This window comes from Candidatus Limnocylindrales bacterium, assembly GCA_035571835.1.
In the GTDB taxonomy this organism is placed as follows: domain Bacteria; phylum Desulfobacterota; class Binatia; order UBA1149; family CAITLU01; genus DATNBU01.
Genome location: DATNBU010000039.1, coordinates 21,168 through 45,573 on the forward strand (window position 1 = coordinate 21,168; position 24,406 = coordinate 45,573).

Annotated in this window: 21 protein-coding genes; 11 read left to right on the forward strand and 10 right to left on the reverse strand. The window is 67.0% G+C overall.

Annotated elements, in window-relative coordinates; all coding sequences use genetic code 11:
* Nucleotides 1–2: 2 nt before the first annotated feature.
* From VN634_17280 to lysS, 10 genes are all read right to left on the reverse strand, one after another.
* The gene (locus VN634_17280; GenBank protein ID HXC52639.1) at nt 3–1,712 is read right to left on the reverse strand and encodes an ABC transporter transmembrane domain-containing protein; all 1,710 of its coding nucleotides are present in this window, start codon (nt 1,710–1,712) and stop codon (nt 3–5) included.
* Nucleotides 1,713–1,792: 80 nt separating this feature from the next.
* Complete coding sequence (lpxB, locus tag VN634_17285; GenBank protein ID HXC52640.1) at nt 1,793–2,935, reverse strand: lipid-A-disaccharide synthase; 1,143 nt, start codon at nt 2,933–2,935, stop codon at nt 1,793–1,795.
* Nucleotides 2,932–4,044, reverse strand: coding sequence for a Gfo/Idh/MocA family oxidoreductase (locus tag VN634_17290; protein ID HXC52641.1), 1,113 nt, complete (start codon nt 4,042–4,044; stop codon nt 2,932–2,934). Before VN634_17290 ends, lpxB begins: the two co-directional genes overlap by 4 nt.
* Complete coding sequence (gene lpxI / locus VN634_17295; protein HXC52642.1) at nt 4,037–4,933, reverse strand: UDP-2,3-diacylglucosamine diphosphatase LpxI; 897 nt, start codon at nt 4,931–4,933, stop codon at nt 4,037–4,039. Before lpxI ends, VN634_17290 begins: the two co-directional genes overlap by 8 nt.
* Nucleotides 4,930–5,709 carry an acyl-ACP--UDP-N-acetylglucosamine O-acyltransferase gene (gene lpxA, locus VN634_17300; GenBank protein ID HXC52643.1) on the reverse strand — a complete coding sequence of 260 codons (780 nt, stop codon included), beginning with the start codon at nt 5,707–5,709 and terminating at the stop codon, nt 4,930–4,932. The genes lpxI and lpxA overlap by 4 nt, the downstream gene beginning before the upstream one ends.
* Nucleotides 5,710–6,091: 382 nt before the next feature.
* On the reverse strand, nt 6,092–6,625 hold the full coding sequence (locus tag VN634_17305) for an OmpH family outer membrane protein (GenBank protein HXC52644.1): 534 nt from the start codon (nt 6,623–6,625) through the stop codon (nt 6,092–6,094).
* 22 nt (nt 6,626–6,647) lie between these two features.
* Entirely contained in the window at nt 6,648–9,122 is a 2,475-nt protein-coding gene (gene bamA / locus VN634_17310; protein HXC52645.1) for an outer membrane protein assembly factor BamA, read from the reverse strand.
* Nucleotides 9,119–9,781 carry an ABC transporter ATP-binding protein gene (locus VN634_17315; protein ID HXC52646.1) on the reverse strand — a complete coding sequence of 221 codons (663 nt, stop codon included), beginning with the start codon at nt 9,779–9,781 and terminating at the stop codon, nt 9,119–9,121. Before VN634_17315 ends, bamA begins: the two co-directional genes overlap by 4 nt.
* Before the next feature lie 118 nt (nt 9,782–9,899).
* Entirely contained in the window at nt 9,900–11,144 is a 1,245-nt protein-coding gene (locus VN634_17320) for an ABC transporter permease (GenBank protein ID HXC52647.1), read from the reverse strand.
* A gap of 55 nt (nt 11,145–11,199) precedes the next feature.
* Complete coding sequence (lysS, locus tag VN634_17325; GenBank protein HXC52648.1) at nt 11,200–12,705, reverse strand: lysine--tRNA ligase; 1,506 nt, start codon at nt 12,703–12,705, stop codon at nt 11,200–11,202.
* Nucleotides 12,706–12,794: 89 nt separating this feature from the next.
* On the opposite strand from lysS, the gene gspC reads away from it, so the two are divergent.
* The 11 genes from gspC (at nt 12,795) to gspM (ending at nt 24,405) form a co-directional block, all read left to right on the forward strand.
* Nucleotides 12,795–13,778 (forward strand): type II secretion system protein GspC, encoded by a 984-nt coding sequence (gene gspC / locus VN634_17330; protein HXC52649.1) that lies wholly within the window; start codon nt 12,795–12,797, stop codon nt 13,776–13,778.
* A gap of 42 nt (nt 13,779–13,820) precedes the next feature.
* Nucleotides 13,821–16,196, forward strand: coding sequence for a type II secretion system secretin GspD (gene gspD, locus VN634_17335; GenBank protein ID HXC52650.1), 2,376 nt, complete (start codon nt 13,821–13,823; stop codon nt 16,194–16,196).
* A gap of 1 nt (nt 16,197) precedes the next feature.
* A complete protein-coding gene (gene gspE, locus VN634_17340; GenBank protein HXC52651.1) occupies nt 16,198–17,901 on the forward strand; it encodes a type II secretion system ATPase GspE in 1,704 nt (567 codons plus the stop codon).
* A 7-nt stretch (nt 17,902–17,908) separates the two neighbouring features.
* Nucleotides 17,909–19,117, forward strand: coding sequence for a type II secretion system F family protein (locus VN634_17345; GenBank protein HXC52652.1), 1,209 nt, complete (start codon nt 17,909–17,911; stop codon nt 19,115–19,117).
* A gap of 39 nt (nt 19,118–19,156) precedes the next feature.
* Nucleotides 19,157–19,573, forward strand: a complete 417-nt coding sequence (gene gspG, locus VN634_17350) for a type II secretion system major pseudopilin GspG (GenBank protein HXC52653.1) — start codon at nt 19,157–19,159, stop codon at nt 19,571–19,573.
* A gap of 7 nt (nt 19,574–19,580) precedes the next feature.
* A complete protein-coding gene (locus tag VN634_17355; protein HXC52654.1) occupies nt 19,581–20,111 on the forward strand; it encodes a GspH/FimT family pseudopilin in 531 nt (176 codons plus the stop codon).
* Entirely contained in the window at nt 20,108–20,560 is a 453-nt protein-coding gene (locus VN634_17360) for a prepilin-type N-terminal cleavage/methylation domain-containing protein (GenBank protein ID HXC52655.1), read from the forward strand. Before VN634_17355 ends, VN634_17360 begins: the two co-directional genes overlap by 4 nt.
* 44 nt (nt 20,561–20,604) lie before the next feature.
* A complete protein-coding gene (locus tag VN634_17365) occupies nt 20,605–21,339 on the forward strand; it encodes a prepilin-type N-terminal cleavage/methylation domain-containing protein (GenBank protein ID HXC52656.1) in 735 nt (244 codons plus the stop codon).
* Entirely contained in the window at nt 21,336–22,340 is a 1,005-nt protein-coding gene (gene gspK, locus VN634_17370) for a type II secretion system minor pseudopilin GspK (GenBank protein ID HXC52657.1), read from the forward strand. The genes VN634_17365 and gspK overlap by 4 nt, the downstream gene beginning before the upstream one ends.
* A gap of 122 nt (nt 22,341–22,462) precedes the next feature.
* Nucleotides 22,463–23,851: a hypothetical protein gene (locus VN634_17375; GenBank protein ID HXC52658.1), complete on the forward strand. Its 1,389-nt coding sequence runs from the start codon at nt 22,463–22,465 to the stop codon at nt 23,849–23,851.
* Entirely contained in the window at nt 23,848–24,405 is a 558-nt protein-coding gene (gene gspM, locus VN634_17380) for a type II secretion system protein GspM (protein HXC52659.1), read from the forward strand. The genes VN634_17375 and gspM overlap by 4 nt, the downstream gene beginning before the upstream one ends.
* The last annotated feature ends 1 nt before the right edge of the window (nt 24,406 follow it).

Below are 24,406 nucleotides of genomic sequence, written 5' to 3' on the forward strand. Positions count from 1 at the left end.
GCTCAACGGTCGGCCTCGCGGTCGAGCTCGAGCTCGTGCAGCCGCCGGTAGAGCGCGCCGCCTTCAATCAGCTCGTCGTGAGTTCCAGACTCCACGATGCGGCCGTCCTCGACGACGAGGATGCGGTCGGCGCGGCGGATCGTCGCCATGCGGTGCGCGATCACGAGCGTGGTGCGGCCGGTCATCAGCCGCTCGATCGCGGCCTGCACCGCGCGCTCGGACTCCGAATCGAGCGCGCTCGTCGCTTCGTCGAGGATCAGGATCGGCGCGTCCTTCAGAAGCGCGCGGGCGATCGCGATGCGCTGGCGCTGGCCGCCGGAAAGCTGCACGCCGAGCTCGCCGACGACGGTGTCGTAGCCGTCGGCCAGCTTCACGATGAACTCGTGCGCGAACGCCGCTTCGGCCGCGGCGACGACGACGGCGTCGTCGGATACGCGGTCCGCGCGTCCGTAGGCGATGTTCGCGCGCACCGTGTCGTTGAACAGGAACGTCGTCTGGGTGACGACCGCGATCAGCGAGCGCAGCGCATCGAGCTTGAGGTCGCGCACGTCGGTGCCGTCGATGGTGATGCGTCCCGCGCTCGCGTCGTAGAACCGCGGGATGAGGTCGGCGATCGTCGTCTTGCCACCGCCGCTCGGCCCGACCAGCGCGACGACCTCGCCGGCGCGAACCTCGAGCTCGAGGTCGTGCAGCACCTCGATCTCGTTGTACGAGAAACTCACCTTCTCGAAACGGATCGCCGTGCGCAGGCCGTCGATCGCGATCCCGGTTTGCGCACACGCATCCGCCGAAGACGCAGTTCGCGAGGACGCGTCTGCTGGCGAAACGGTCTCTTCGGGATGATCGAGCAGCGCGAACACGCGATCGGCCGCGCCGAGGCCCGCCTGCACAAGGTTGTTGGTGCGCGCGAGCTTCTTGAACGGGTCGTAGATCAGCACGAGCGTCGTCATGAAGGCGAGGAAGCCGCCGGCCGTGCGGCCTCCGGCGAACACCGAGCGTCCGCCGTACCAGAGCACGGCGGCGATGCCGACGGCGGCAAGCACTTCGGTCATCGGCGCGGTAAAAGCCCCGATCCTTGCGGCGCGCAGATGCAGGCGGCGCAGGCGGCGGTTCTCGCCTTCGAAACGGCCTCGTTCGTACTCCTGCATTCCGAACGCCTTGACGACGCGCGCGCCCTGCACGGTCTCCAGCAGCAGCGCGGACAGGCCGCCGAGCGTGTCGAGCCCGCGCCGCGACAGCGAACGCATCTTTCGCGACAAGGCCTGCAGCGGCAGCACGATCAATGGCAGCACGAAGAACGCGATCACCGACAGCACCGGATCGAGGTGGAACGCGACGGCCACGAGCACGACCATCGTCGTCACGTCGCGCAGCACCGATGCGGCGCCTTCAGTGAGCGCCTGCCGCACCAGCTGCACGTCGGTCGTCATCCCCGAGACGATGGTTGCCGACGAGGTCCGGTCGAAGAACGAGACCGGAAGCCGCTGGACCTTCTGGTGAAGGCGCGCGCGCAGGTCGTAGACGATGCTCTCGCCGACCCATTCGTTGAGGTACGCCTGGCCGAAATTGACGCCCGCGCGCGCCACGAACACGACGACGATGAGGACCGGCAGCACCGTCAACATGCGCTCGTTGCGATTCTGGAAGACGTCGTCGACGAGGCTGCGCACGAGCCACGGCACGGCGCCGGACATCGCGCTGTACGCGATCATGCAGACGAGCGCGCCGGCAAACTGCGGCCAGACGTATGGCCGCAGGAACCCGGCGAGCCGGCCGATGACCTGGCGCGGTTTCAGGCGAGAAGCTCCATTGCGAGCGCCGCCGCACGATCGGCCGATCCGGGCCGCGTCAGCAGGCGGCAGATCTCGGCGAAGTCGCGCGTCATGCGCTCGCGAAGCGGCGCGTCCTCGAGGATGCGGCGTCCTTCGGCGGCGAGTCGCGACGGAGTTGCGTCGTCCTGCACGAGCTCGCAGACCACCTCGCGGTCGAGCAGCAGATTGGGCATCGCGATGAACGGAACCTTCACGAGCCGGCGTGCGATTGCGTAGCTCAGGCGTGACATGCGGTAGGCCACCACCATCGGACAACCGGCGAGCGCGCTCTCGAGCGTCGCCGTTCCCGACGTGACGAACGACGCGTCGGCGGCTGCGAGAAGATTGTAGGCTTCGCCCCGCCGGCGTGCGACTGCCCGGTAGCCTTTGGCATGTCGCGTGATCACGTCTCCGACGAACCCCTCGGGAAGCTGTGGTGCCTCGGCAACGACGGCCATCACGCGCGGTCCGAGCTCGCCGGCCGCCTCGAGCATGATCGGAAGCATCTCCTCGACCTCGCGCCGCCGGCTTCCCGGCAGCAGCGCAACCAGCTGCTGGTCCTCTGCGACGTGGAGATCGGTTCGCACGTCGGCGCGCGAACGCGATGCCGCAAGATTTTCGGCGAGCGGATGTCCGACGAAATGCGCGTCGACGCCGCGCCCGCGGTAAAGCTCGGCTTCGAACGGAAACAGCACGACCATGCGCGTGACCGTGCTCGCGATCGTCTCGATGCGCCGGCGTCGCCATGCCCAGACCTGCGGGCTCACGTAGTAGAACACCGGCACGCCGGATTTCTTCGCGACGCGGCACAGCGGAAGGTTGAAGTCCGGGAAGTCGATCGGCACGAACAGGTCGGGCTTGAACTCGCGAAGCTCGCGGCGGAGTTGCCGCTGCGTGCCGAGCACGCGGCCGATCTCGCGGCCGAGCTCGGAAAATCCCATCACCGAAAGCTCGGCGGTATCGACGATCGTATCGACGCCCGCTTCGCGCATCGCGCTGCCGCCGACGCCGTAGAGCCGGACCGACGGATCGATGCGCCGCATGGCCGCCGCAAGGTACGCGCCGAGCGTGTCGCCGGACGCCTCGCCGGCGACCATCAGGATCTTCCGGCTCTTGCTGATCAATTGCTTCCTGGGCTTCGTGGGCGTTCTGGGCGGCCCGCCGGTGCGCCCGATGCGCGTGCAGTGCCGCCGGCTTCGAGCTCGTTCTTCGCTGCTTCGCTGGCGACGGCGACGCGCACCCGTTCGGCAAGCTCGACCGCAACCAGCGCCTCGCGTCCGGTGATGCCGATCTCGCGCGCTCGCGCGGCCTCGAGGCCTGTGCCCGCCCGTTCCACTTGGCCGCGCGCTCTGGCGTCGCGGTGAGAGGCTACGGCGCGCACGAACGCGGCAATCTCTTCGCGCAGCGGATCGGCATCGTCGGCGAACGTGCGCTCCTCGACTTCGATCGCGTCCATCGGCGACGAAAGGTCGATCGGGCCTGCGCCGGCCCTGCGCCGCACGATGCGAAGGCTGCGCGCGTCGAAATCGACGGCAACGTACGCGTCCTCCTGGAAGATTCGCAGGCGCCGCTCGCGCTTGAGCGAGACGCGGCTCGCCGTCACGTTGGCGATGCATCCGCCGTCGAAGCGAAGGCGCGCGTTGGCGATGTCGGCGTGATCCGACAGCACCGGCACGCCGATCGCCTCGATGCCGAGCGCCTCGCGCCCGACGACGAACGCGATCAGGTCGAGGTCGTGGATCATCACGTCGAAGACCACGTCGGTGTCCGCGCCGCGGCCGGCGAACGGCGACAGGCGATGACACTCGATGAAGCGCGGATGGCCGACGATCGACGGCAGATCGGCAAACGCCGGATTGAAGCGTTCCAGATGGCCGACGAACAGCAGCACGCCTTTCTCGTCAGCCGTGCGGACGAGCTCGCTGGCATCCGCCAGCGATGCCGCGAGCGGTTTTTCGACGAGCACCGAAACGCCGCGCGCGATCGCGGCCGACGCCACTTCGCGATGCGTTGCGGTCGGAGTCGCGACGCTGACGCAGTCCGCTTCGCCAAGCAGCGCCGCAAGGCTCTCGAAGCTGCGGCAGCCGTGAGTAGCGGCCACATCGCGGGCACGCGCCGGGTCGATGTCGTAGACGCCGGCGAGCTCGGCGCCGTCAGTCGCCGCATATTTGGCGGCGTGCAGCGCGCCGAGGTGACCGACTCCGACGACCGCTGCACGCACCCGCTCAGTCATCGCTCAGCCCTGCGACCGCACCCGACCTCGTGCAACCGACGATCGAGATGCGCGCTTCGGCCGCAGCCGCGAGCATCTCGTCGCGGTCGAGCAGCAGCGTGGCGCCGGCTTCGACGGCCAGTACCGACGCTCCGGCCTCGACCATCGTTGCGATGGTCTTGCGTCCGACGGCGGGCACGTCGAAGCGCATGTCCTGGTCGTGCTTGGCGGTCTTGACGACGACGAGCGCGCCGCGCCGCAGGCGCCCGGCACGCAGCACGGTCTCGTCGGTGCCTTCGACGGCTTCGACCGCGAGCACGACGCCGCGCTCGACGACGACGCTCTGACCGACGTCGGCCGCGCCGAGCGCGGCAAGCACGCGGCATCCGGCACGGATGTCGGAGAGCGCCTGCTCGGACGGCTTCGGCCCGGCGATGCGCCCCGCCGGTGCGAGCAGCGTGTCGAGGAAGATCGTCGACGGTACGATCTCGATGCCCTCGCCTTCGAGCTCGGTGGCGAGAAGCCGCAGCAGCGCATCGTCGCCGTGCCCTCCGGCCGTCAGTGCGCGGCGAAGAAAGAGGATCCCGCGCAGGTCCGGCCGGATCTGCGTCAGCGAGCGGACCTTGTCGATGCCGCCGGCCATGACCGCGCGCCGCACACCGGCCGCGCGCAGCGCGCGCAGCAGCTTTCCGAGCTGGCCGACGCGAACCCACGTGATCTCGTCGACGTCATGTCCAAGTTCTTCGACGGTCTCGCCGTGATGCGCGACCGCCGCCACATGCAGCCCGCGGCGGCGCGCTTCGCGCGCAAACAGCAGCGGAAAGCGGCCGTTGCCGGCGATGAGGCCGATGACTTCCGGAGCGGCGCCGGTTCCGGCGCGGCCGCCGGCCTCTCCGCTTCCCGATGTCATCGACAGATCCCGCGCTGGGAGCCCTCGATGAAACGGATCAGGTGCTCGACGCGCGGTTCACCCTCCGCGTCGGCGCGCAGCGCTTCGAGCGCATCCTGCAGGCGCATGCCGGAGCGGAAGATGGTGCGGTACGCCGCGCGCAGCGCCTGGATGGTCTCGGTGGAAAACCCGCGCCGCCGGATGCCGATCACATTGAGGCCCTGCATCGCCGCGCGGTCACCCGCGGCCATGCCGTATGGAATCACGTCGAGCGTGACCATCGCACCGCCGCCGAGAATCGCCGACTCGCCGATGCGCACGAACTGGTGGATCGCCACCAGCCCGCCGACGATCGCGTGGTCCTCGATCGTCACGTGCCCGGCAAGCGTCGCCGCATTCGCCATGACGACGTGATCGCCGACGATGCAGTCGTGCGCAACGTGTGCGTACGCCATGAACATGCCGTGATTGCCGACGCGCGTCGTGCCGCCGCCGTGCTCGGTCGCGCGATTCATCGTGACGAACTCGCGCACGATGTTGTCGTCGCCGATATCGAGCCGCGTCGGGCTGCCCTTGTACTTGAGATCCTGCGGCGCCGTCCCGATCGAAGACTGCCCCGTGAACGTGCAGCGCTCCCCGATCGTCACGAGGCCGTCGAGCACCACGTGCGGCCCGATCGCGGTATCCCGCCCGACCTTCGCCCCGCCCCCGACGATCGCATACGGCCCGACGGTAACCCCGTCGTCGAGCTGAGCGCCGGCATCGACGATCGCGGTGGGATGAATCCGAACGCTCACGCGAACCCGCTCATTCCCTGAGAAATGTTCGACATCCGCGCGCCGGGGCGTGGTGCGGGGGTGCCGGCGTGCGAGTCGTTCCGCAGCGAAGCGAGGACTAAAGCGAGCGCGCCGGTACCCCCGTGCCGCGTACCGGCACACACAGTGACGCCACGGTGAAAAAGGCACGTCGCGGTCACGACATTCGCGGGCCGGCGCACGAAGCGTCCGGCAACATCCGCGTGCCGGGGTGTGACGCGTCCAGCAGCATGCGCGGGCCGGCGCGTGGTGCGGGGGTGTCGGCGTGCGAGTCGTTCCGCAGCGAAGCGAGGACTAAAGCGAGCGCGCCGATACCCCCGTGCCGCGCGACGGCCCACACAGTGACGTCCCATACGGGATCCGGCTAGATCGACTTGTCCGCTAGCTGGATAACTTCGGTGGTGATGTCGGCTTTTTGCGAGATGTAGAGCAGCGTTCCGGCGTCGAGCACGAGGTCGTAGCCGTTATCCTTCGCAAACTTCTCGATGACCGTGCGGAACTTCGTCATCATGTCGTTTTCGATCTCGCCGCGGCTCTTGTCGAAGTCGCGCTGCGCGTCTTCCTTCAGGCGCTTGGCGTCGCGAAGCTGCTTCTCGTACTCCTCGCCGAGCTTGGCCTTCTCGGTGTCGTTCAGCACCGCCATGCGCTTGGTGATGTCGTCCTGCAGCTTCTTGACGTCTTCCATCTTCTTCTGGAGCGTCTTCTCGGCCGTGTCGGCCTTGGCCTTGAGCTTCGCGCTCGACTCCTTGCCGAGCTTGCTCTCCGCGAGCAGGCGCGGCGTGACGATGTAGCCGATCTTCAGGTCGGCGGCCGAGGCCGTTGCGGCGGAAACGCCGACGAGCGCGAGTGCCGCCATCGAAAGGCCCGCCAGGGCAGTCATAGTCCAAGTCTTCTTCATCGGTTCTCCTGTTGGCGTACGGTCAGTAAGGCGTGCCGAACGAGAACAGCACCAGGCTCGTCTCGTCGTCGTGCTTTTCGTTGAGCGGGAAGCCGATCTCGATGCGCAGCGGGCCGAACGGCGAGAGCCAGCGCAGCCCGACGCCCGTTGCGAGGCGAAGGTCGCCGAGGTCGATTCCTTCGTCGTGCTTCCACGCGTTGCCGGCATCGAAGAAGACGACTCCCTTGACGCCCGCATCGGGAATGATCGGGAAGATGATTTCGTTGTTGACGATCAGCTGGCTGCTGCCGCCGATCTCGCTGCTGCGGCACTCGACGCCGTTCGGATGGTCGCAGAAGTCCTCGCGCGGACCGAGCGTTCGCGACTGGAAGCCGCGAACCGTGTTGATGCCGCCGGGGAAGTAGCGTTCCGACAGCGGCAGGTCCTCGCCCTTGAGGCCGCCGTTTCCGACGCCGTAACCGAAAGTGCCGGCGATCGCGTAGACGAGCCTCCAGCCGCTCTCGGCCTTGTAGAACGGGAAGTACCAACGCGACGAAACGTCGAACTTGGTAAACTCGTTCTCGCCGCCGAGTCCCGCGAACTCGGCCGACACGGTGTTGATCGATCCTTCGGTCGGGTCGAAAGGCTGATCGATCGTGTTGCGTACGATCGACGGGCGAAGGCTGCTGGTCAGCCGGGTGCCCTGCTCGTTCTCGATGCTGGCCGGCGCCGAGCGAGACACGCCTTTGATCACGGTGTTCTCGAGCCGGTATTCGAGTCCGACGCGGATGTCGTCGAGCGACGCACCGAAAAGATCCTTGAGTCCGAGCTCCCAGAGCGGATAGCTGGCGCGCAGCGACATGCCGGTACCGCCGCGGCGGAAGTCGCTGAACTCGTAGCTCCAGCTGAACGCATCGATGCCGAGCGACAGCGGAATGTCGAAGGCCCATGGCTCGACGAATCCCAGCCGGTAGTTCTGCCGCCGCGACCCGAAGTCGACGTTCATCGTCGCCGTCTGCGCACGGCCGAAAAGGTTGCGCTCGGTGATGCGCGCGTTCGCCAGCAGCGAATCTTCCGAGCTGAAGCCGGCGCCCGCCGAGAACGTTCCGGTGCGGCCTTCCTTGACGTTGACGACGAGGTTGACCTGGTCGGCCTCGGCCGTCTTGGTGCTCTCGACCTTGACCTCGTCGAAGATGCCGAGGCGCTTGACGCGCGCGGTTCCCTGGCGAAGCCCGCGGCCGCTGAACTGCTCGCCTTCCTGCTGGCGCAGCTCGCGGCGCACGACTTCGTCGCGGGTCTTGGTGTTGCCGCGAACCTCGATGCGGTCGACCTTGACGACCGGCCCTGCGGTCATCTTGAACGTGACGTCGACGGTCTTGAGGTCCGGATGCACGTCGGTGTTCGGCACCGCTTCGGCGAACGCGCGGCCGAGGTTTCCGTATTCTTCGGTCACCGAGAAGATCGACTCGCGCAGCCGGCTCGGCTTGAAGATCTCGCCGCTCTTCAGGCCCGACGAAAGCGCCAGCTTGTCCTGGTCCTCGAGCACTTCGCCCTCGAAGCGGATGTTGCCGATGCGGTACTGGTCGCCCTCTTCGATGCGCACCGTCAGGATGAAGTTGTCGTCTTCGCGCGTGACTTCGATGTCGTCGACGCGCACCTGGATGTAGCCGTTGTCGTAGTAGAACGCCGTCAGGCGCTCGACGTCGGTCTGCAGCTCCTCGTCCTTGAGGATGCCGGCGCCGGTGAACCATCCGCCGATCCACTTCTTGCGCGTCGACATGATGCGGCGAAGCTTGAAGTGGCTGAACGCGTGGACGCCCTGGAAATTGATCTTGTCGACGAGGACCTTGTTCTTCTCGTCGATCACGTAGCGGACCGTCACGTTGCCGTCGACGTCCTTGACGAGCTCGTAGCGGATCTCGGCGTCGGGATAGCCCTCGCCGGCGTAGACTTTCTTTGCCTCGCGAAGCCCTTCCCACGCGCGCTGCGGATCGAACACGGTGCGCGGGCGGATGCCGACGACGGCTTCGAGATCGGCCTTCTCGACGTTCTCGTTGCCCTCGAACTCGAGCCTCGCCACGTACGGGCGCTCCTCGACGTGGTAGACGAGCGTGACTCCGCCAGGCGCGGGCTCGGTCGTGACCCACACGTTGTCGAAGAAGCCCATCTTGTAGATCGACTTCACGTCGAGGTCGGTCGCCGAGCGGTCGACCGGCACGCCGGTCGGATGCGTGATGTGGATGCGGATGGCGCCTTCGTCGACGCGCTTTTCGCCTTCGATGCGAAAGCCGCGCACCACGCCGGTTGGCTCGGCGGTCCGCTGCGGGGCCTTGCTTTCGGCGAGTGCGACCGGCGGCGCCGCGGCTTCGCCGGCAGGCGGTGCGGTTCCGGCGCGCGCGAGGACGACCGGCTCGGCGGCGGCCGAAGGCTCCGCGGCGATGGCGAGAACCGGCGCCGGCACGACCAGGGCCGCACAGAGCGAGAGCACGAGTAGCCGTGTCGAGAGCGGGCGGATCACGACGGCCGTTCCTCCTTCTTGATCACGCGCGCATCTCCGATGCGCTCGAGCAGGACTCCACCTTCCATTCGTAGCGTCCGGTCGAGCATTCCGGCCAGAGTGGCGTTGTGCGTAGCGACGATCAGCGCCGCACCTTCTTCCTTCTGGACGTCGCGCAGCAGGCGGTGGACCTCTTCGGCCGTGGCCGGATCGAGGTTCCCGGTCGGCTCGTCGGCCAGCACCACGCCGGGACGCACGGCAAGCGCCCGCGCGACCGCCACTCTCTGCTGCTCGCCGCCCGAAAGCTCTCCGGGACGGTGATCGAGGCGCTGGCCGAGACCTACGCGCTCGAGAAGCTCGAGCGCCCTCTTCCTGGCCGCAGACCTGGAAACACCGGTGACGAGCAGCGGCATCATTACGTTTTCGATTGCGTCGAAGTCGCCGAGAAGATGGTGGAACTGAAACACGAAGCCGATGTCCTTACCGCGCAGCGCCGTCCGTTCCCGGCTCGGCAGTCCGTAAATATCCACGCCGCGCACCCTGACCGAACCACCGTCTGGCCGGTCGAGCCCGCCGAGGAGGTGAAGAAGAGTGCTCTTGCCGGTCCCCGATTCGCCGACTACGGCGACCGACTCGCCCGGTGCCACGGCGAGGCATACTCCGCGCAGCACTTCGATCACGTTCTCGCGATCGTCGTAGCGTCGGCAGAGGCCCTCGGCCTCGATCGCAGCTCCGTTCGAACTTTTCGAACTTGGGGCCGTCCCGGCAGACGCGAGACGGGCGGTCTCTCGCGCGGCGTCACTCATAGCGCAGCACGTCGACGGGCACGACCCGCGCGGCCTTCCAGGCCGGGAATAAGCACGCCCCGAGGCAGATCACCATGGATGCGGCGACCACCATCAGGAAGTTTTCGGGCTCCATCCGCACCGGCAGGGTCTTCACGTAGAAGACCCCCTCGGGCAAATGGATGAACTCGTAGCGGCTGAGCGCAAGGCAGCCGAGCCAGCCGAAGATCGCGCCGAGGCTGGTGCCGACGCCGCCGATCAGAAGCCCCTTCATCACGAAGATCCGCGCGATGCTCGCGTCGTCCGCGCCCATCGTCTTCAGCACGGCGATGTCGCGCCGCTTCTCCATGACGACCATGTAGAGCGTCGAGACGATCGTAAACGCCGCGACCAGGATGATCAGCAGAAGGATCAAAAAGTACGCGGTCTTCTCGAGCTTGAGCGCGGCGAAGACGTTGCGATGCGCTTCGGTCCAGGGCTCGACCGCGTACGGCATCGGAATTTTCTCGGAGAGCGAGGCGGCCACCTCGGGCGCCTCGTAGGGATGGTAGAGGCGCGCCTCGACGCCGGTCGCGATGCGGCCGACGCCGAACAGCGCGCGCGCATCGTCGATCCCCATGAACACCAGCGCACTGTCGTACTCGACCATGCCCGAATCGAAGATGGCGGCGACGACGAAGCGCTTGGCGCGCGGCATCGCACCCATCGGGCTCGCCGAAAAGCGCGGCGACATCAGGCGGATGACCTCGCCGCGTTCGACGAACAGCTTTCCGGCAAGCTCGCGGCCGATCATCACGGTCGGCAGCTCGACGCCCTCGGCCGTCACGTGCTTGCCGACGTCTTCGATCGAACCTTCGACCACGTACTTGTCGATGCCGGCGGTCGAGCTGCCCGACTTCGCATCGATGCCGCGCGCGAACACGCCGAGCAGCGTGTCGCCGCTCGATGCGAGCATCTGCGACTGCACGACCGCCGCTGCGTCCTCGACGCGCGGATCGCTCTTCAACGTCTCGACGATCTCGTCGGGCTTGTCGACCAGGCCGGTCCCGAGCTGGTTGGTCACGCGAAGATGCGGATGCAGGCCGAGGATGCGCGCGCGCAGGTCTTCCTCGAAGCCCGTCATGATCGCGAGCGTCATCGTCAGCACCATCACGCCGAGCAGCACTCCGAGCGTGGAAATCAGCGTGATGACGGATACGAACGCGTCACTGCGGCGCGAGCGCAGATAACGCAGTCCTACGAAAAGCTCCCACGACATCGCCGGTCCGTTTTCCTTTGCTCGTCTGCACCGCCCGCGTTCGCCGCGGCGGGGCTTATCGGCCGCGGCCCTCGTGCCGCAGGTGTGGGAAAAGGAGCACGTCGCGGATCGAGGCGGAATCGGTCAGGAGCATCACGAGGCGATCGATGCCGATTCCCTCGCCGGCTGTCGGCGGAAGGCCGACTTCGAGCGCGCGCACGTAGTCTTCGTCGAGATCGCTGGCTTCCTCGTCGCCGGCTTCCTTTCTCTTCATCTGCTCGACGAAGCGTTCGTACTGGTCTTCGGGATCGTTGAGCTCGGAGAAGCCGTTGGCGATCTCCCGCTTGGCTACATACAGCTCGAAGCGGTCGACGAAGCGCGGGTCCGCGTCGTTCCTGCGCGCGAGCGGCGAGATCTCGATCGGAAAGCCGGTGACGAACGTCGGCTGCACGAGCGTCTCCTCGCACGTCGCCTCGAACACGTCGGCGAGAAGCCCGAGGCCCGGCTGGCGCTTTTTCGGATCGATGCCGAGCTTGTCGGCGGCGCGCTCGAGCACCGCGCGGTCGAGCGCTTCGCTGCGGGTTACGCCGAGCACGCCGGCTACGGCGTCGGCCATGTCGACGCGCCGCATTGGCGCCGAGAAATCCAGAACGACGTCGCCGTAAGGAACCTGCTCGCTGCCGGTCGTCTCGCGCGCAAGCGTCGACAGCATCCGTTCGGTCAGCCCGATCAGGTCTTCGCAGGTTGCCCACGCCTGGTAGAACTCGCACATCGTGAATTCGGGATTGTGCTGCAGCGAGATGCCTTCGTTGCGGAACATGCGGCCGATCTCGAAGACGCGCTCGAAGCCGCCGACGACGAGCCGCTTCAGGTACAGCTCGGGCGCGATGCGCATGAACAGGTCCATCGACAGCGCGTTGTGATGCGTGACGAACGGCTTGGCAGCCGCTCCGCCGGCAATCGGCTGCAAAAGCGGCGTTTCGACCTCGAGATAGCCTTCCTCTGTAAAGAAGCGCCTGAGGCCCGCGATGATCGCGGCGCGGCGCCGGAACGTGCGGCGGACGTCCTCGTTGACGATCAGGTCGACGTAGCGCTGGCGGTAGCGGACTTCCTTGTCCTGAAGCCCGTGCCACTTCTCCGGCAGAGGCCTGAGAGACTTGACGAGCAGCCGCAGGCTGTCGAGCCGCAGCGTCAGCTCGCCGGTGCGGGTGCGAAACAGCTTGCCGGTTGCCCCGACGATGTCGCCGGCGTCGAGTCGCCGCACGAGCTTGAAGGTCTCGTCGCCGAGCTCGGCCTTGTTCGCGAACAGCTGGATCGAACCCGACCCGTCCTGGAGCTTGAGGAAAGACGACTTGCCGAAATCGCGGACGACGAGGACGCGTCCGCCGAGCCGGTAGTGGCCGCTTTTCGCTTCGATCTCTTCGGTTGGAAGATCGCCGAACTCGCGCACGAGCTGGTCGGTGGTCGCGTCGGGCTTGAAATCGTTGGGGAAAGCCTGCCCCGCGGTACGCAGCTCGGCGAGCTTCGCGCGGCGCACGCGAACCTGCTCACTCTCGTCTTCCGGTCTGTTCGTATCCGACATTGTCCGTGGGGATCGGGTAAGGCGCGGCGGACGCTAGCCCGCACTTCTCGGGCAGTCAATCCGGTTGGCTGTGCAAGTGCGCGCAAAACTTGAACTTCTGCACCGTGTTCTCTACCCTCGGCGCGATGATCCGGCGAGCGGGATTCGCTCAGGCGATCAAGGCTGCACACTACGGTCTGATCGTACTGACGGCATGGGCCGCTGCCGTCGTGGTCGTTCGCCTGGTCGGCCTCGACCTGCATCCGAAAGTGAGTCCTCTCTCCACGGCCGGCGAGCCGGCCGCCCACGCGGACAAATCCCGCCGTTCGGCCAGCGACGCGATCATCCTCAAGCGCAATCTGTTCGGAGCCGCCGACGTCGACGTGGCCGGCGACGAGGCGCCCGCACCGGCCGGAGCCGTCGACCTGCGCTTGCGTGGAATCGCCGCGTCGCAAGGCGCATCGTTCGCGGTGTTCGAGAACACGTCGAGCGGAGAGCAGAATGTGTTCGGCATCGGCGAGAAGATCTTCGACGGTCCGAAGCTGGTCTCGGTGGACACCGACGGAGCCGACGTCCTCTTCAAGGGCAAGAAGCGCCGCTACGAGATCGAAGAGGACGAAGCGGCGGCGACACCAATCGCGACCGTAAAGAACGGGAGTCACCTGACCGGCAAGAAGGAAGAGAAGGCCGCCAAGTACGTCAAAGCCGAAAAGCGCGGCAAGGACTCAAAAAAAAACTCCGCCGCCGAGGCGGCAGGCGTAAGAAAAACCGGTGAGGGCGCATACCTCGTCGACCGGCGTGAAGTCGAGCACGTGGTCTCGAACCTGAACGAAGTCATCACGCAGGCCCGGGCCGTTCCGGTGCTGGCCGATGGCAAGAGCTCGGGCTTCCGGCTGATCAACATCCGGCCAGGATCGATCTTCGAGAAGATCGGCCTGGTCGACGGAGACATCGTGCAGAGAGTCAACGACACCGAGCTCAACGACCCGTCGAAGGCGATGGGGCTGCTCACCGAGATCCAGTCGATGGGCCAGATCCGCGTCGGCTTCGTCCGCAGCGGCAAACCGCGCAGCTACACGTACACCATCCGATGAAAAGCCCGATGAAATGCCGTTGCGACGCGCGATGAAATGCCGATGAAACGCCGACTCTGCTCAAGCACGCTTCTCGCCGTCGTCCTGGCCGGCATGCTTCCTCTGGTTCTCGGAGCGCTCGCGGCGCACGCCGAGGACGACGATGCCTCCGCATCGCAGGAGCTTCCGGTTCCGGCCGACAAGTCGGCGATCGTCATGAACTTCGAGAACGTCGAGCTCACCGCGTTCATCAAGTTCATCAGCAAGGTGACCGGCCGCAACATCGTCTTCGGCGACAAGATCGAAGGGACAGTTTCGGTGGTGTCGCCGACACCGGTCAACGTCGAGCAGGCGTTCGCGATGTTCCAGTCGGTGCTGGCCACACAGGGCCTTACGACGGTCGACGAAGGCGCCGTCATGCGCATCGTGCCGACCAAGGATGCGCGCACCGCCGGCACGGCCGTCGTCGACGGCGGCCGCACGACGGCCGGATTCGCGACCAGGCTGATCTCGCTTCGCTACGTGAACGCCGGCGACATCGCACGCGTGCTCGCGCCGCAGGTTTCCAAGGACGGATCGATCGTTCCGTACGAAGGCACCAACACCGTCATCATCAGTGATAGTGCCTCGAACCTGTCGCGTCTCGCCGAGATGGTTTCGGCGATGGACATTCCCGGTCACGAGCAGGTGGTTCAGGTGATTCCGCTGAAGCACGCCGAAGCCGTGCGAACCTCGGAGCAGATCGTCGATCTGCTTCTCGGTCAGTCGGGCGGCGGCGGAGGCCGGCGACGCGGCGGCGGCGGCGGAGGAGGAGGTGGTGGCGACGAGAAGGAAAAGAACCTCACGACGTCTCCGCTTCAGCTCGGATTCAAGATCACTCCCGACGAGCGGACGAACTCGCTCGTCGTGATGGCGCCCGCTGCCGAGATGGCGCGCGTACGCGCGCTGGCTGCCGGCCTCGATACCGAAATCCGACCGGGCGAAGAGCGCATCCACGTCTACTATGCGAAGAGTGCCGACGCCGAGTCACTGGTCGAGGTCATCTCCGCGATGCTGCAAGGCTCCAAAGGCCAGACGCGGCGCAAGCCCGGCAAAAAAGACGAACCGAACCAGTCGTCGCTGTCGAGCACGCAACCGGCCAGCAGCCAGTCGCTTGCGCAGTCGTCGCCTTCGTCACCTCCATCGGCTTCGAACGACGTCGTATCGATCACCGCCGATCCCGCGACCAACGCGGTGATCGTCGACGGACCGAAGCAGGAGTGGAACACGATCCTCAACCTGCTCCAGAAACTCGACATTCCGCGGCCGCAGGTCTTCATCGAAGCGATCATCATCGAAGCCTCCACGAACAAAGCGAAAGCGCTCGGCCTCGACTACCAGGCGGTAGCCAGCATCGGCGCAGGCGACCTGCTGCTGCGCTCGAACATCGCGCAGCTCGGCTCGGCGTTCGTCAATCCGCTCGCGCTTGGAGGCCTGGTCGCTGCCGCCGCGAGCGACAAGACCGTCACGCTCCCCGACGGCACCCAGCTTCCCGCCAACTACGCGCTGCTGCAGGCGCTCGACGCGACCAACGACATCGAAGTGCTGTCGGCGCCGACGATGCTGACGCTCGACAACCAGGAGGCCGAGATCCTCGTCGGCCAGAACATCCCGTTCGTGACCGGCCGCACCGCCGACATCACGAACATCGAGAACGTTTTCACGCAGGTCGAGCGCAAGGACGTCGGCATCAAGCTGCGCGTGCGGCCGCAGGTCGCCGAAGGCGACCTCGTTGTCCTCGACGTTTATCAGGAGGTTTCGGCTCTCGTCCGCCAGGACCTCAATGCCCAGGAAGTCGTCCAGGTCGGACCGACGACGACGATTCGCTCGGCGTCAACCGTGGTCAGCGTCGGCGACGGACGCACGGTCGTGATCGGAGGCCTGATCAGCAATCGCGGCGAAGCCGGCGAGTCGAAGGTGCCGGTGCTCGGCGACATCCCACTGATCGGGCGGCTCTTCCGCTACGAGCGCAAGGACAAGGAGAAGGTCAACCTGATCATCTTCCTTACGCCGCACGTGATCCGCTCGCCTCGCGATCTCGATTTCGTCAGCGGCGACCGCCGCGCGCAGTTCCGTTCGCAGATGCGCGATCCGGAAACGCTGCTGCCGGGTGATCCGGTCACCATCGAGCGCGAGCAGCGTACCGAGCTCGAGACCCACACGAAGCCGGCGGTGGTCAAGAGCAAGACGACGGTCAAGACCACCACGCCGGTGAGCACGAAAGTCGAAGAGACCACCACGGTCGCGCCGGCTGCGGTCAAGGCGGGCCCGCCGCCCGCGCCCGCGAAGGCCGCGGACGACGCCTCGCGCGACCACAGCACGTACCGGCATTCCGCCAACGAAAAGGCGTCCCGCACGTATCCGCTCGACAAGGACACGCGCGAGCGCGCTCCGTTCTGAAGTGAGCGAGCCGGTTCTTCATCCTCTCGATCGTGCGCTTGCCAGAGCGGGCATCGACGCAGCGCTCGTGGCGACGGCGCGGCGCAAGGCCGGAGCCGACGGCGAGTTCGCCGCGCAGCTCGAAGCCGTCGCCGGCGTGGCCTCGACGCGTCTTGCGGAAATCCAGGCCGAAGCCCTCGGGCTCAGCGTCGCCGAATCGATCGATCTCGCCGCCATCGCGCCGGACGTGCTCGCGCGCGTATCGATGCAGCAGTGCCGGCGCGGGCGCATGCTTCCGGTCGCGCTCGAAGCCGGCCGCCTCGTGGTGGCAACCTCTGATCCGTTTCGCGTCGGCCCGCTCGACGACCTTCGCGTGCTCTACGGCGTCGAGATCGACCCGGTGGTGGTTCCCGAGCCTGCCCTTCTCGACGCCGTCAACCGCGCGTTCGACTTTGCCGCCGGCGCGGCCGCCGACGTCGTCGACGATCTTCGCGGAACCGGATCTCTCGCCGACACCGCCGCCGAGCTCAGCGAAGCGCCGGATCTTCTCGAAGCCGAGGATGCGGCGCCGATCATCCGCCTCGTCAACTCGCTGATCTTCCAGGCGGCCAAGGACGGCGCGTCCGACATCCACATCGAGCCGTTCGAGCGCGTCTCGTCGATCCGCTTCCGCATCGACGGGATCATGAGCGAGGTGCTTGCGCCGCCGCGCCGGCTGCACGCGGCGATCGTCTCGCGCATCAAGGTCATGGCGCGCATGAACATCGCCGAGAAGCGTCTTCCGCAGGACGGCGGCATCCGGACCCGCGTTGCCGGGCGCGAAGTCGACATCCGCGTCTCGACGGTGCCGACCGCGTTCGGCGAACGCGTCGTGCTCCGGCTTCTCGACCGCAGCGCGACTCTGCTCGGCCTCGAGGAAAGCGGGATCGCCGGCGACAATCTCACGCAGCTGCGGCGGCTCATCCATCAGAGCCACGGCATCGTGCTCGTGACCGGACCGACCGGCAGCGGAAAGACGACGACGCTTTACGCCGCACTCTCCGAGATCAATTCGGCCGACAAGAACATCATCACGATCGAGGATCCGATCGAGTACCAGCTGCGCGGCATCGGGCAGATCCAGGTCAATCCGAAGATCGAGCTGTCGTTTGCGAGCGGGCTGCGCTCGGTGCTGCGCCAAGACCCGGACGTGATCATGGTCGGCGAGATCCGCGACGTCGAAACCGCGCGCATCGCGATCCAGGCCGCGCTCACGGGCCATCTGGTGTTCAGCACGCTGCACACCAACGATTCGTTCAGCGCGATCACGCGCCTTCTCGACATGGGCATCGAGCCGTTCCTGGTTTCGTCTTCGGTAATCGGCATCGGAGCGCAGCGCCTCGTGCGGCGGCTGTGCCCGCAGTGCTCGGTACCGGCGACGCCGTCCGATCCGACGATGATCGAGCTCGGCATCACGACGCGCCTCGGCTCCGCGCGCATGCCTGGCCCGGGCTGCGACGCGTGCCGCAACAGCGGCTATCGCGGCCGCCTTGCGCTTTCGGAGATGCTCGTCACCGACGACGCGCTTCGCGCCGGCATCATGGAACGGACCGACGCGGCGACACTGCAGTCGCGCGCAGTCGCACAGGGAATGAAGACGATGCGCGACGACGGCGCGGCCAAGGTTCGCGCCGGCCTCACGTCGGCATCCGAAGTCCTGCGCGTGACGGCCGAGGACGCGGAGTAGCGCGCCCATGCCGTCGTTCCGCTACAGCGGCGTCTCCAGTGCGGGCCGCAGCGTCGGCGGCTTCGTCGAAGCCGACAGCCCGCGCACCGCACGCGCGCGGCTGCGCGAGCGCGACGTCTTCGCGACCAGCGTAACCGAGATCAAGAGCGACGCCGGCGGCGGGCGCTGGTCGTTTCGCCGCGGCGTAAGCACCAGCGAGCTGGCGCAGGCGCTGCGCCAGATGGCGACCTTGCTGCGCGCCGGAGTGCCACTCGACGAGGCCGTCGATGCGCTGCGGCGCCGCCGCGGCAGCGCCGCCCTGGCCGAAGCGCTCGAATCGATCCGCTCGCGAATCCACGAAGGCGCGTCGCTCGCATCGGCGATGGCTGATCATCCGGACGTATTTCCAGCGATCTACACCGGCATGGTCGAAGCCGGCGAAGCGAGCGGCTCGCTCGACACCGTGCTTGACCGCATCGCCGGTCATGCCGAAAGCCAGGCGCGCCTTCGCGCGCAGGCGCTGAGCGCGATGACCTACCCGGCGATCATGACCGGGGTCGGCGGCGCGATCGTGCTGTTCCTTCTTGCGTACGTGGTTCCGAGCATCACGCGTGTGTTCGCCGAGGCCAAGCAGGTGCTGCCGCTGCCGACGCGCGTGCTGATGGGAAGCAGCGCACTTCTCGTGCACTACGGATTCCTGCTGATACCGCTCGCGATCCTCATCGTGTGGGCACTGCGCCGCGCGCTCGCGAATCCCGCCAGCCGCATCCGGCTCGAGACCGCGTTCTACCGCATTCCCGGCGTCGGCACCGCGGCGCGCGACGTCGCCGTCGGCCGATTCGCACAGACGCTGGCCACGATGGTTGCCGGGGGACTGCCGCTCATCGAGAGCCTGCGCGTGGCACGTGCCTCGTGCGGAAGCGCAACCCTCAGCGAGACGCTGGCGGCCGCCGAAGTCTCAGTGTTCGAAGGCGGATCGCTGGCCGCGTGCCTCGAGACCAGCCCCCTTTTCGACCCGGTGGTCGTCAACATGATCGCGGTCGGGGAACGCAGCGGCGATCTCGAGGGAATGCTCACCCATGCTTCGCGCACGATTGAAGAACAGGTGCAGGTGCGCGTCGATCGCATGGCGGCCCTGCTTCAGCCACTGATGACCGTCGCGATGGCCGCGGTCGTGCTGTTCGTGGTGCTTGCGATCATGTTGCCCATCTTTGATATGAACAAGCTCGTCCACTAGCTCTTCACCGCAATGACGTCGCCCGAGGTAACCCGCACCGTGCAAAGACAGAAAGGCTTCACCCTGATCGAGATCCTCGTCGTCGTGATGATCCTCGGCCTGCTGATCTCGCTGGCGGCGCCGCGCCTGATCGGACGCACCGACGACGCCAAAGTGGTAAAGGCCAAGGCCGACATCAGTGCGATCGAACAGGCTCTGAACCTCTACAAGATCGACTCGGGAAGTTACCCGACTTCCGACCAGGGCCTCGAAGCGCTGGTGCGCGAGCCGACCAGCGGCGACGTGCCGCGCAACTGGCGCGAAGGCGGATACCTCGAGCGCGTGCCGGTCGATCCTTGGGACGGCCCGTATCTGTATGCCGCCGACGGACGCTCGTACGTGCTGCGAAGCCTCGGCGCCGACGGCAAGGAAGGCGGAGACGGTTACGACGCCGACATCGACTCGCGCGATTTCTGAGGTCCGGTTGCGGTATCAGCGCGGCTTCACGCTGCTCGAAGTCGCCGTGACGATGCTGATCGTTGCGTTGCTTCTTGCGATCGCGATCCCTCGTCTTCCGCGCGTCGGGCGCACGGACCTCGAAGCGAGCGCCGACCGGCTGGCATCGACGATGAGCTATCTCGCCGACGAGGCGTCCCTGCGCGGCCGCATCTACCGGCTGACTCTCGATCTGGACGCCGGCGACTGGCAGGTCGCCGCGCTCGCGCCGTTCGCGGCAACCGACGACGTCGCGGCGCGCGCCGAGTTTCACGAAGATAAGGACGATCCGCTCGCGCGTTCGGTTACGCTGCCGGGCGGAATCTCGTTCGACGCCGTGCTCGACCACGACGGCGAGACGCGCGCCGGTCAGCGTGCGATTTACTTCCTTCCCGAAGGCCTGACCGAAAACCTGAGCGTGCGGCTCGTCGACGACGAAGGCCGCGAGACCGTCAGCGTACTGCTCGATGCCGCCAAAGGCGCTGCCCATCGCGAGGACGTCGTCGAGGCGGTTCCATGATCCGGCCGTCACAGCGACGCCGCGCGCGACGACTGCGCCAGCGCGGGTTCACGCTGCTCGAAGTGCTGGTTGCGACGGCGATCCTCGGAGTCGCGGTCGTTACGCTCCTCGGCCTTCACGGGCGCAATCTGTCGCTGTCGGCGGAAGCCGAGACATTGACCGTTGCTGGAACGCTTGCCGGCGACGTGCTCGCCGTCGCGCGGCTCGAACCGGTGATCGAGGTCGGCGCTACGCACGGAACGTTCGCAGCCCGCCGCAGCGACGCCGACGGTCACCACGTCCTTTATGGCGGCGCGCTTTCACCCGATTTCGTCTGGACGCGCGACGTGATGCCGACCGCGCTGCCGACGCTGCTGCAGATTCGCGTGCGGATTCATCTTGCCGGAGAAGACCGCACGCTTGCGGAGCTGTGGGCCGCTGTGCGCGCGCCCGGGATCACGACGCCGTGAGGCGTTCGGGCCGCATGAGGCTGTCGGAGCACTTCCGTGGTCGCTTGCCGCTCCGCTCCGGCAAACCCGTGCGCGAACGCGGCATGACGCTGCTCGAGCTTCTCGTCGCGCTCGCGATCTTCGCCGTGATCGCAAGCGCGCTGTTCCCGGTCGTCAATGGCGCCATCTCGAGTCGCAGCGATGCGACCGCGCGAACCTCGCTCGATTCGGAAGCGCGCGCGATCCTCGATCGGCTCGAGCAGGACATCGCCGGCAACATCGATGCGGGTTTTGCGGGACCCGTGCCGCCGCGTTTCTACTCCCCCGCTCCATCGGGACGCTCCGCGATGAGCGAGCGCGTCATCCTCGAGACCACGACGCTGGTCGCGCGCGGCGTCGCCAGCGCAGACGCGTTCGTCGGCGGCGAAAACGTGCAGGCGCTTTCGATCGGGCGCGGCGACCAGGCCCATGTGCTGTGGAGCATCGACGACAACGGACGACTGCTGCGGCAGGAGATCCGGCCGCCGGCGATCGCGCCTGCAGACTGGAGCACGGTCCCGTACGAAGTGCTGAGCGAGCGCGCCGGCGTCGTGCTCGAATTCTACGAGCCCGACGTATGGCTCGACACGTGGGATTCGGGCGAGCCCGGACCGCACCACGGCCGCTCGCCGGTCGCGGTGCGCACGACGCTTACAATGGAGGACGGCGGCAACGTGCCGTTCGAGCTCGTCTCGACCGTCCTCGTACCGGTCGTCGACACCTTCAAACCGCCGGCTCCCGGCGGCGGTAGCCCGCCATGAAACGCGGCGAACGCGGCATCGCGCTGCTGCTCGCGCTGCTGGTCATGGTGCTGCTGACGGTCATCGTCGTCGAGTTCACGTTCTCGACGCAGGTGGATTACCGGCGTTCGGCGATGTGGGTCAACGGCCGCCGCGCAGCGTTCGTCGCCGACGGCGGCGTCATGCTTGCGAGCGAGGTCCTGCGCCAGGACTCGGTCTACGGAAGCACCGACTCGCTGTCCGACATCTGGGCGCGCGAGCTGCCGCCGATCGACACCGGAGCCGGAATGCTTTCGGTCCGCATCGAAGACGAGCAGTCCAAGCTCAACCTGAACACGCTTGCGACGGGCGCGCTCTCGCCTGCCGGCCGCCAGTTCCAGTCGCTGCTCGACAAGCTCGGCCTCGATCCGTCGCTGGCGATTCCACTTGCCGACTGGCTCGACAAGAACCACGACCCGGGCCCGGGCGCGCTCGGCGCCGAGAACGACTGGTACGCGAGCGCGAAGCCGCCGTACCTGCCGCGCAACGGCATGATGCGAAGCTATGCCGAGCTCGCGCTCGTGCGCGGCTTCACGCCGGAGGTGCTCGCGAAGATCCGCCGTTTCACCACCGTGCTGCCCGAGGTGGACCTGCAGGTGAACATCAACACCGCGCCGGCCGAGGTGCTGCGCGTGATCGATCCGCGGCTCGACAACGAGCAGCTCGTCCAGGCCCTGATCACCGCCCGCGCGGCGACTCCATTTGCGAAGGCTGCCGCCGTCCGGACCGTTCCCGGCATGGACGCGTTCGGCGAACAGGAGATCGACCGGCTGTTCAGCTTCTCGAGCCGCTGGTTCCGAGTCCGTTCGACCGGCGACGTCGGCGGCGCGATGCGTTCGGAGGAGGCGCTGCTGCAGCGCGACAGCGGCAACTCGAAGATCTACTACTTGCTCCCGCGCCGCGGACCGAACATCGTCGGCCTCGACTCCGGGATTCGCGCACGCATCGACGATTCGAGCCTGCTTGGCGCAAGCCCGAGATGAGCGCCGCGCCCGGATATGCGATAACGTCGCCTGTGGTTGGCCGCAAGAGCGCCGAGTCGGAACGAACGTGAAACCCAAAGTGAGCGCGAGAGCGCGAACATACGACTGGCCGCGAACATAAAATGAGCAGCAAGACCCTCGCCGTCACGTCCCATGCCGGCCGCACCACCGGTGCGGTCATCGAGTCGAGCATCGGCTCGCTCGTGGTCTCGGATGTGTTCGATCTCGATTCGACCGGCCCTGCGCGCATTCCGGTGCGTGGGCCGTTCGACCGGATCGTTGCGACGCTCGAGCCGGAAGCGGCGGCCTTTCGAATCCTGACTCTTCCGTTCCGCGACCGCCGCAGGATTTCGCAGGCCGTCGGTCCTGCCCTCGAAGGCCACGTGCCGCTGTCGCTCGACGACGGCGTGCTCGCGTGGGATTTCACCCGCCCCGCTGCCGCGACGAGCACGGTGCTGGCCGCAATCGCCGAGACCTCGCGTGTCGCCGAAACCAAGGCCCGCCTCGTCGAGCTCGGCATCGACGGCGAGCCGCAGAAGCTCCTGTGGGCTCCGTCGGTCATCGTCATGGCGTACCGCCACGCGGTCGGAGAGCGTGAATCGTTTTCGATCGTCGATTTCGGCGATGGCGGTGCGCTGGTCGCCCGCATCGAAGAAGGCTCGCTTTCCGTGCTGCGCGTGCTCGCGCCGTGCGACGACGAGCTTCTGCTTCGAAACGTCGCGTGGTCGCTGGCCGCCGTTCCCGGCGATCCGCTGCGGACCTTTGTCGGTGGACGTGGCGGCTCGCGGCTCATCGATGCGCTGCGCGCGCGCCTTCCCGAGCATTCGTTCGAGCCGCTTCCGGTGCGCGCTCCGGTGCAGGGATTCGAGGGCCGCGACTGGCGCGAGATGACGTCGCTTGCCGGCCTGCTGCTGGCCGCAAGCGGCGATGCAATCTCTCCGGTGATCGACATGGAGACCGGCGCCGGATCGATCTTCGGCGTGCAGACGCTGCGCGAGATCCAGAGCGAAGCCGGTCCGGTGCTGCGCTGGGCGGCGGCGGCAGCGATCCTCGCGGTCATCGCCGTCGGCATCGACTACGTCCAGCTTTTTGCCGAGCGGCGCATTCTCGCCGGACGCGCCGAGCAGATCTATGCATCGGCGATGCCGTCGGGAAGCGGCGGCGCAGGCCGCAAGATCAAGATGGAGATGCGTCTTCGCGAGCTGTCCGGCAAAGCCGAGACGGCCGGTACCGGCGGCGGCGGATCTCCGCTGTCGCTTCTGGCCGCGCTGTCGCGCGACATTCCGAAGAGTCTCGACGTGGTCGTCGACCAGGTCGATCACGCTCCGCCGTCGGCAAAAGTCGCCGGCCACGCCGACTCGTTCGAAGCCGTGACGAAGATGCAGGACGCGCTCGAAAAAGGCGGCGCGTTCTCGCGCGTCGAGGTCAAGGACGTGCACGCCGCGGTAAGCGGAACCGGCGTCGAGTTCCTGCTCGAGCTGACGACGAACACAGCGGAGGCCGGCGCATGAACGCGCGCCTGCATCAGGCCCAGCTTCTCGTTGCGCGGCTGAGCCCGCGAGAGCAGCGGCTGGTCGCGATCTTCGCGAGCCTCGTTGCGGCCGTCGTGTTCTGGTCACTCATTGTCTCGCCGTTTCTCGGCGGTCGCGACAAGGTCCACCACGAGATCGACGGATTGCGCAGCGAGCTCGGCGATCTCGAGTCCCTCGCGCGCCAGATCCGCCAGGTGCAGACCGACGCGCCCAAGGGCGGCGCGTCGGCGGCCAAACCGACCGCTGACTTCTCCGTGCTGTCGTTCGTCGAAAAAGCGGCCGCGGCAAGCCTGCGGCCCGAATCGATCGCATCAATGAGCCCCGCGCGCAGAGCCCTCGAGGCCGGGCGCGTCGAGAGCACCGTCGAGCTCAAGCTTTCGTCGGTGACGCTCGGCGAGGTGGTCGCGCTTCTTCGCGCCGTCGAGGACGAGAAGAGCCCCGTCTACATCAAGCAGTTCTCGGTCAAGAAACGCTACGACGATTCATCGCGCTTCGACGTCACGCTGGTCACCGCCGCGACGCTGCCGGCCTAGC

Bases quoted from the DNA above. Each gene is read 5' to 3' on its own strand.
- lpxI (HXC52642.1), bottom strand. From the start codon at position 4,933: ATGACATCGGGAAGCGGAGAGGCCGGCGGCCGCGCCGGAACCGGCGCC.
- VN634_17345 (HXC52652.1), top strand. From the start codon at position 17,909: ATGCCGTCGTTCCGCTACAGCGGCGTCTCCAGTGCGGGCCGCAGCGTC.
- VN634_17375 (HXC52658.1), top strand. From the start codon at position 22,463: ATGAGCAGCAAGACCCTCGCCGTCACGTCCCATGCCGGCCGCACCACC.
- gspM (HXC52659.1), top strand. From the start codon at position 23,848: ATGAACGCGCGCCTGCATCAGGCCCAGCTTCTCGTTGCGCGGCTGAGC.
- gspD (HXC52650.1), top strand. From the start codon at position 13,821: ATGAAACGCCGACTCTGCTCAAGCACGCTTCTCGCCGTCGTCCTGGCC.
- lysS (HXC52648.1), bottom strand. From the start codon at position 12,705: ATGTCGGATACGAACAGACCGGAAGACGAGAGTGAGCAGGTTCGCGTG.
- gspK (HXC52657.1), top strand. From the start codon at position 21,336: ATGAAACGCGGCGAACGCGGCATCGCGCTGCTGCTCGCGCTGCTGGTC.
- VN634_17320 (HXC52647.1), bottom strand. From the start codon at position 11,144: ATGTCGTGGGAGCTTTTCGTAGGACTGCGTTATCTGCGCTCGCGCCGC.
- VN634_17305 (HXC52644.1), bottom strand. From the start codon at position 6,625: ATGAAGAAGACTTGGACTATGACTGCCCTGGCGGGCCTTTCGATGGCG.
- VN634_17290 (HXC52641.1), bottom strand. From the start codon at position 4,044: ATGACTGAGCGGGTGCGTGCAGCGGTCGTCGGAGTCGGTCACCTCGGC.
- VN634_17360 (HXC52655.1), top strand. From the start codon at position 20,108: ATGATCCGGCCGTCACAGCGACGCCGCGCGCGACGACTGCGCCAGCGC.
- VN634_17280 (HXC52639.1), bottom strand. From the start codon at position 1,712: ATGATCGCGTACAGCGCGATGTCCGGCGCCGTGCCGTGGCTCGTGCGC.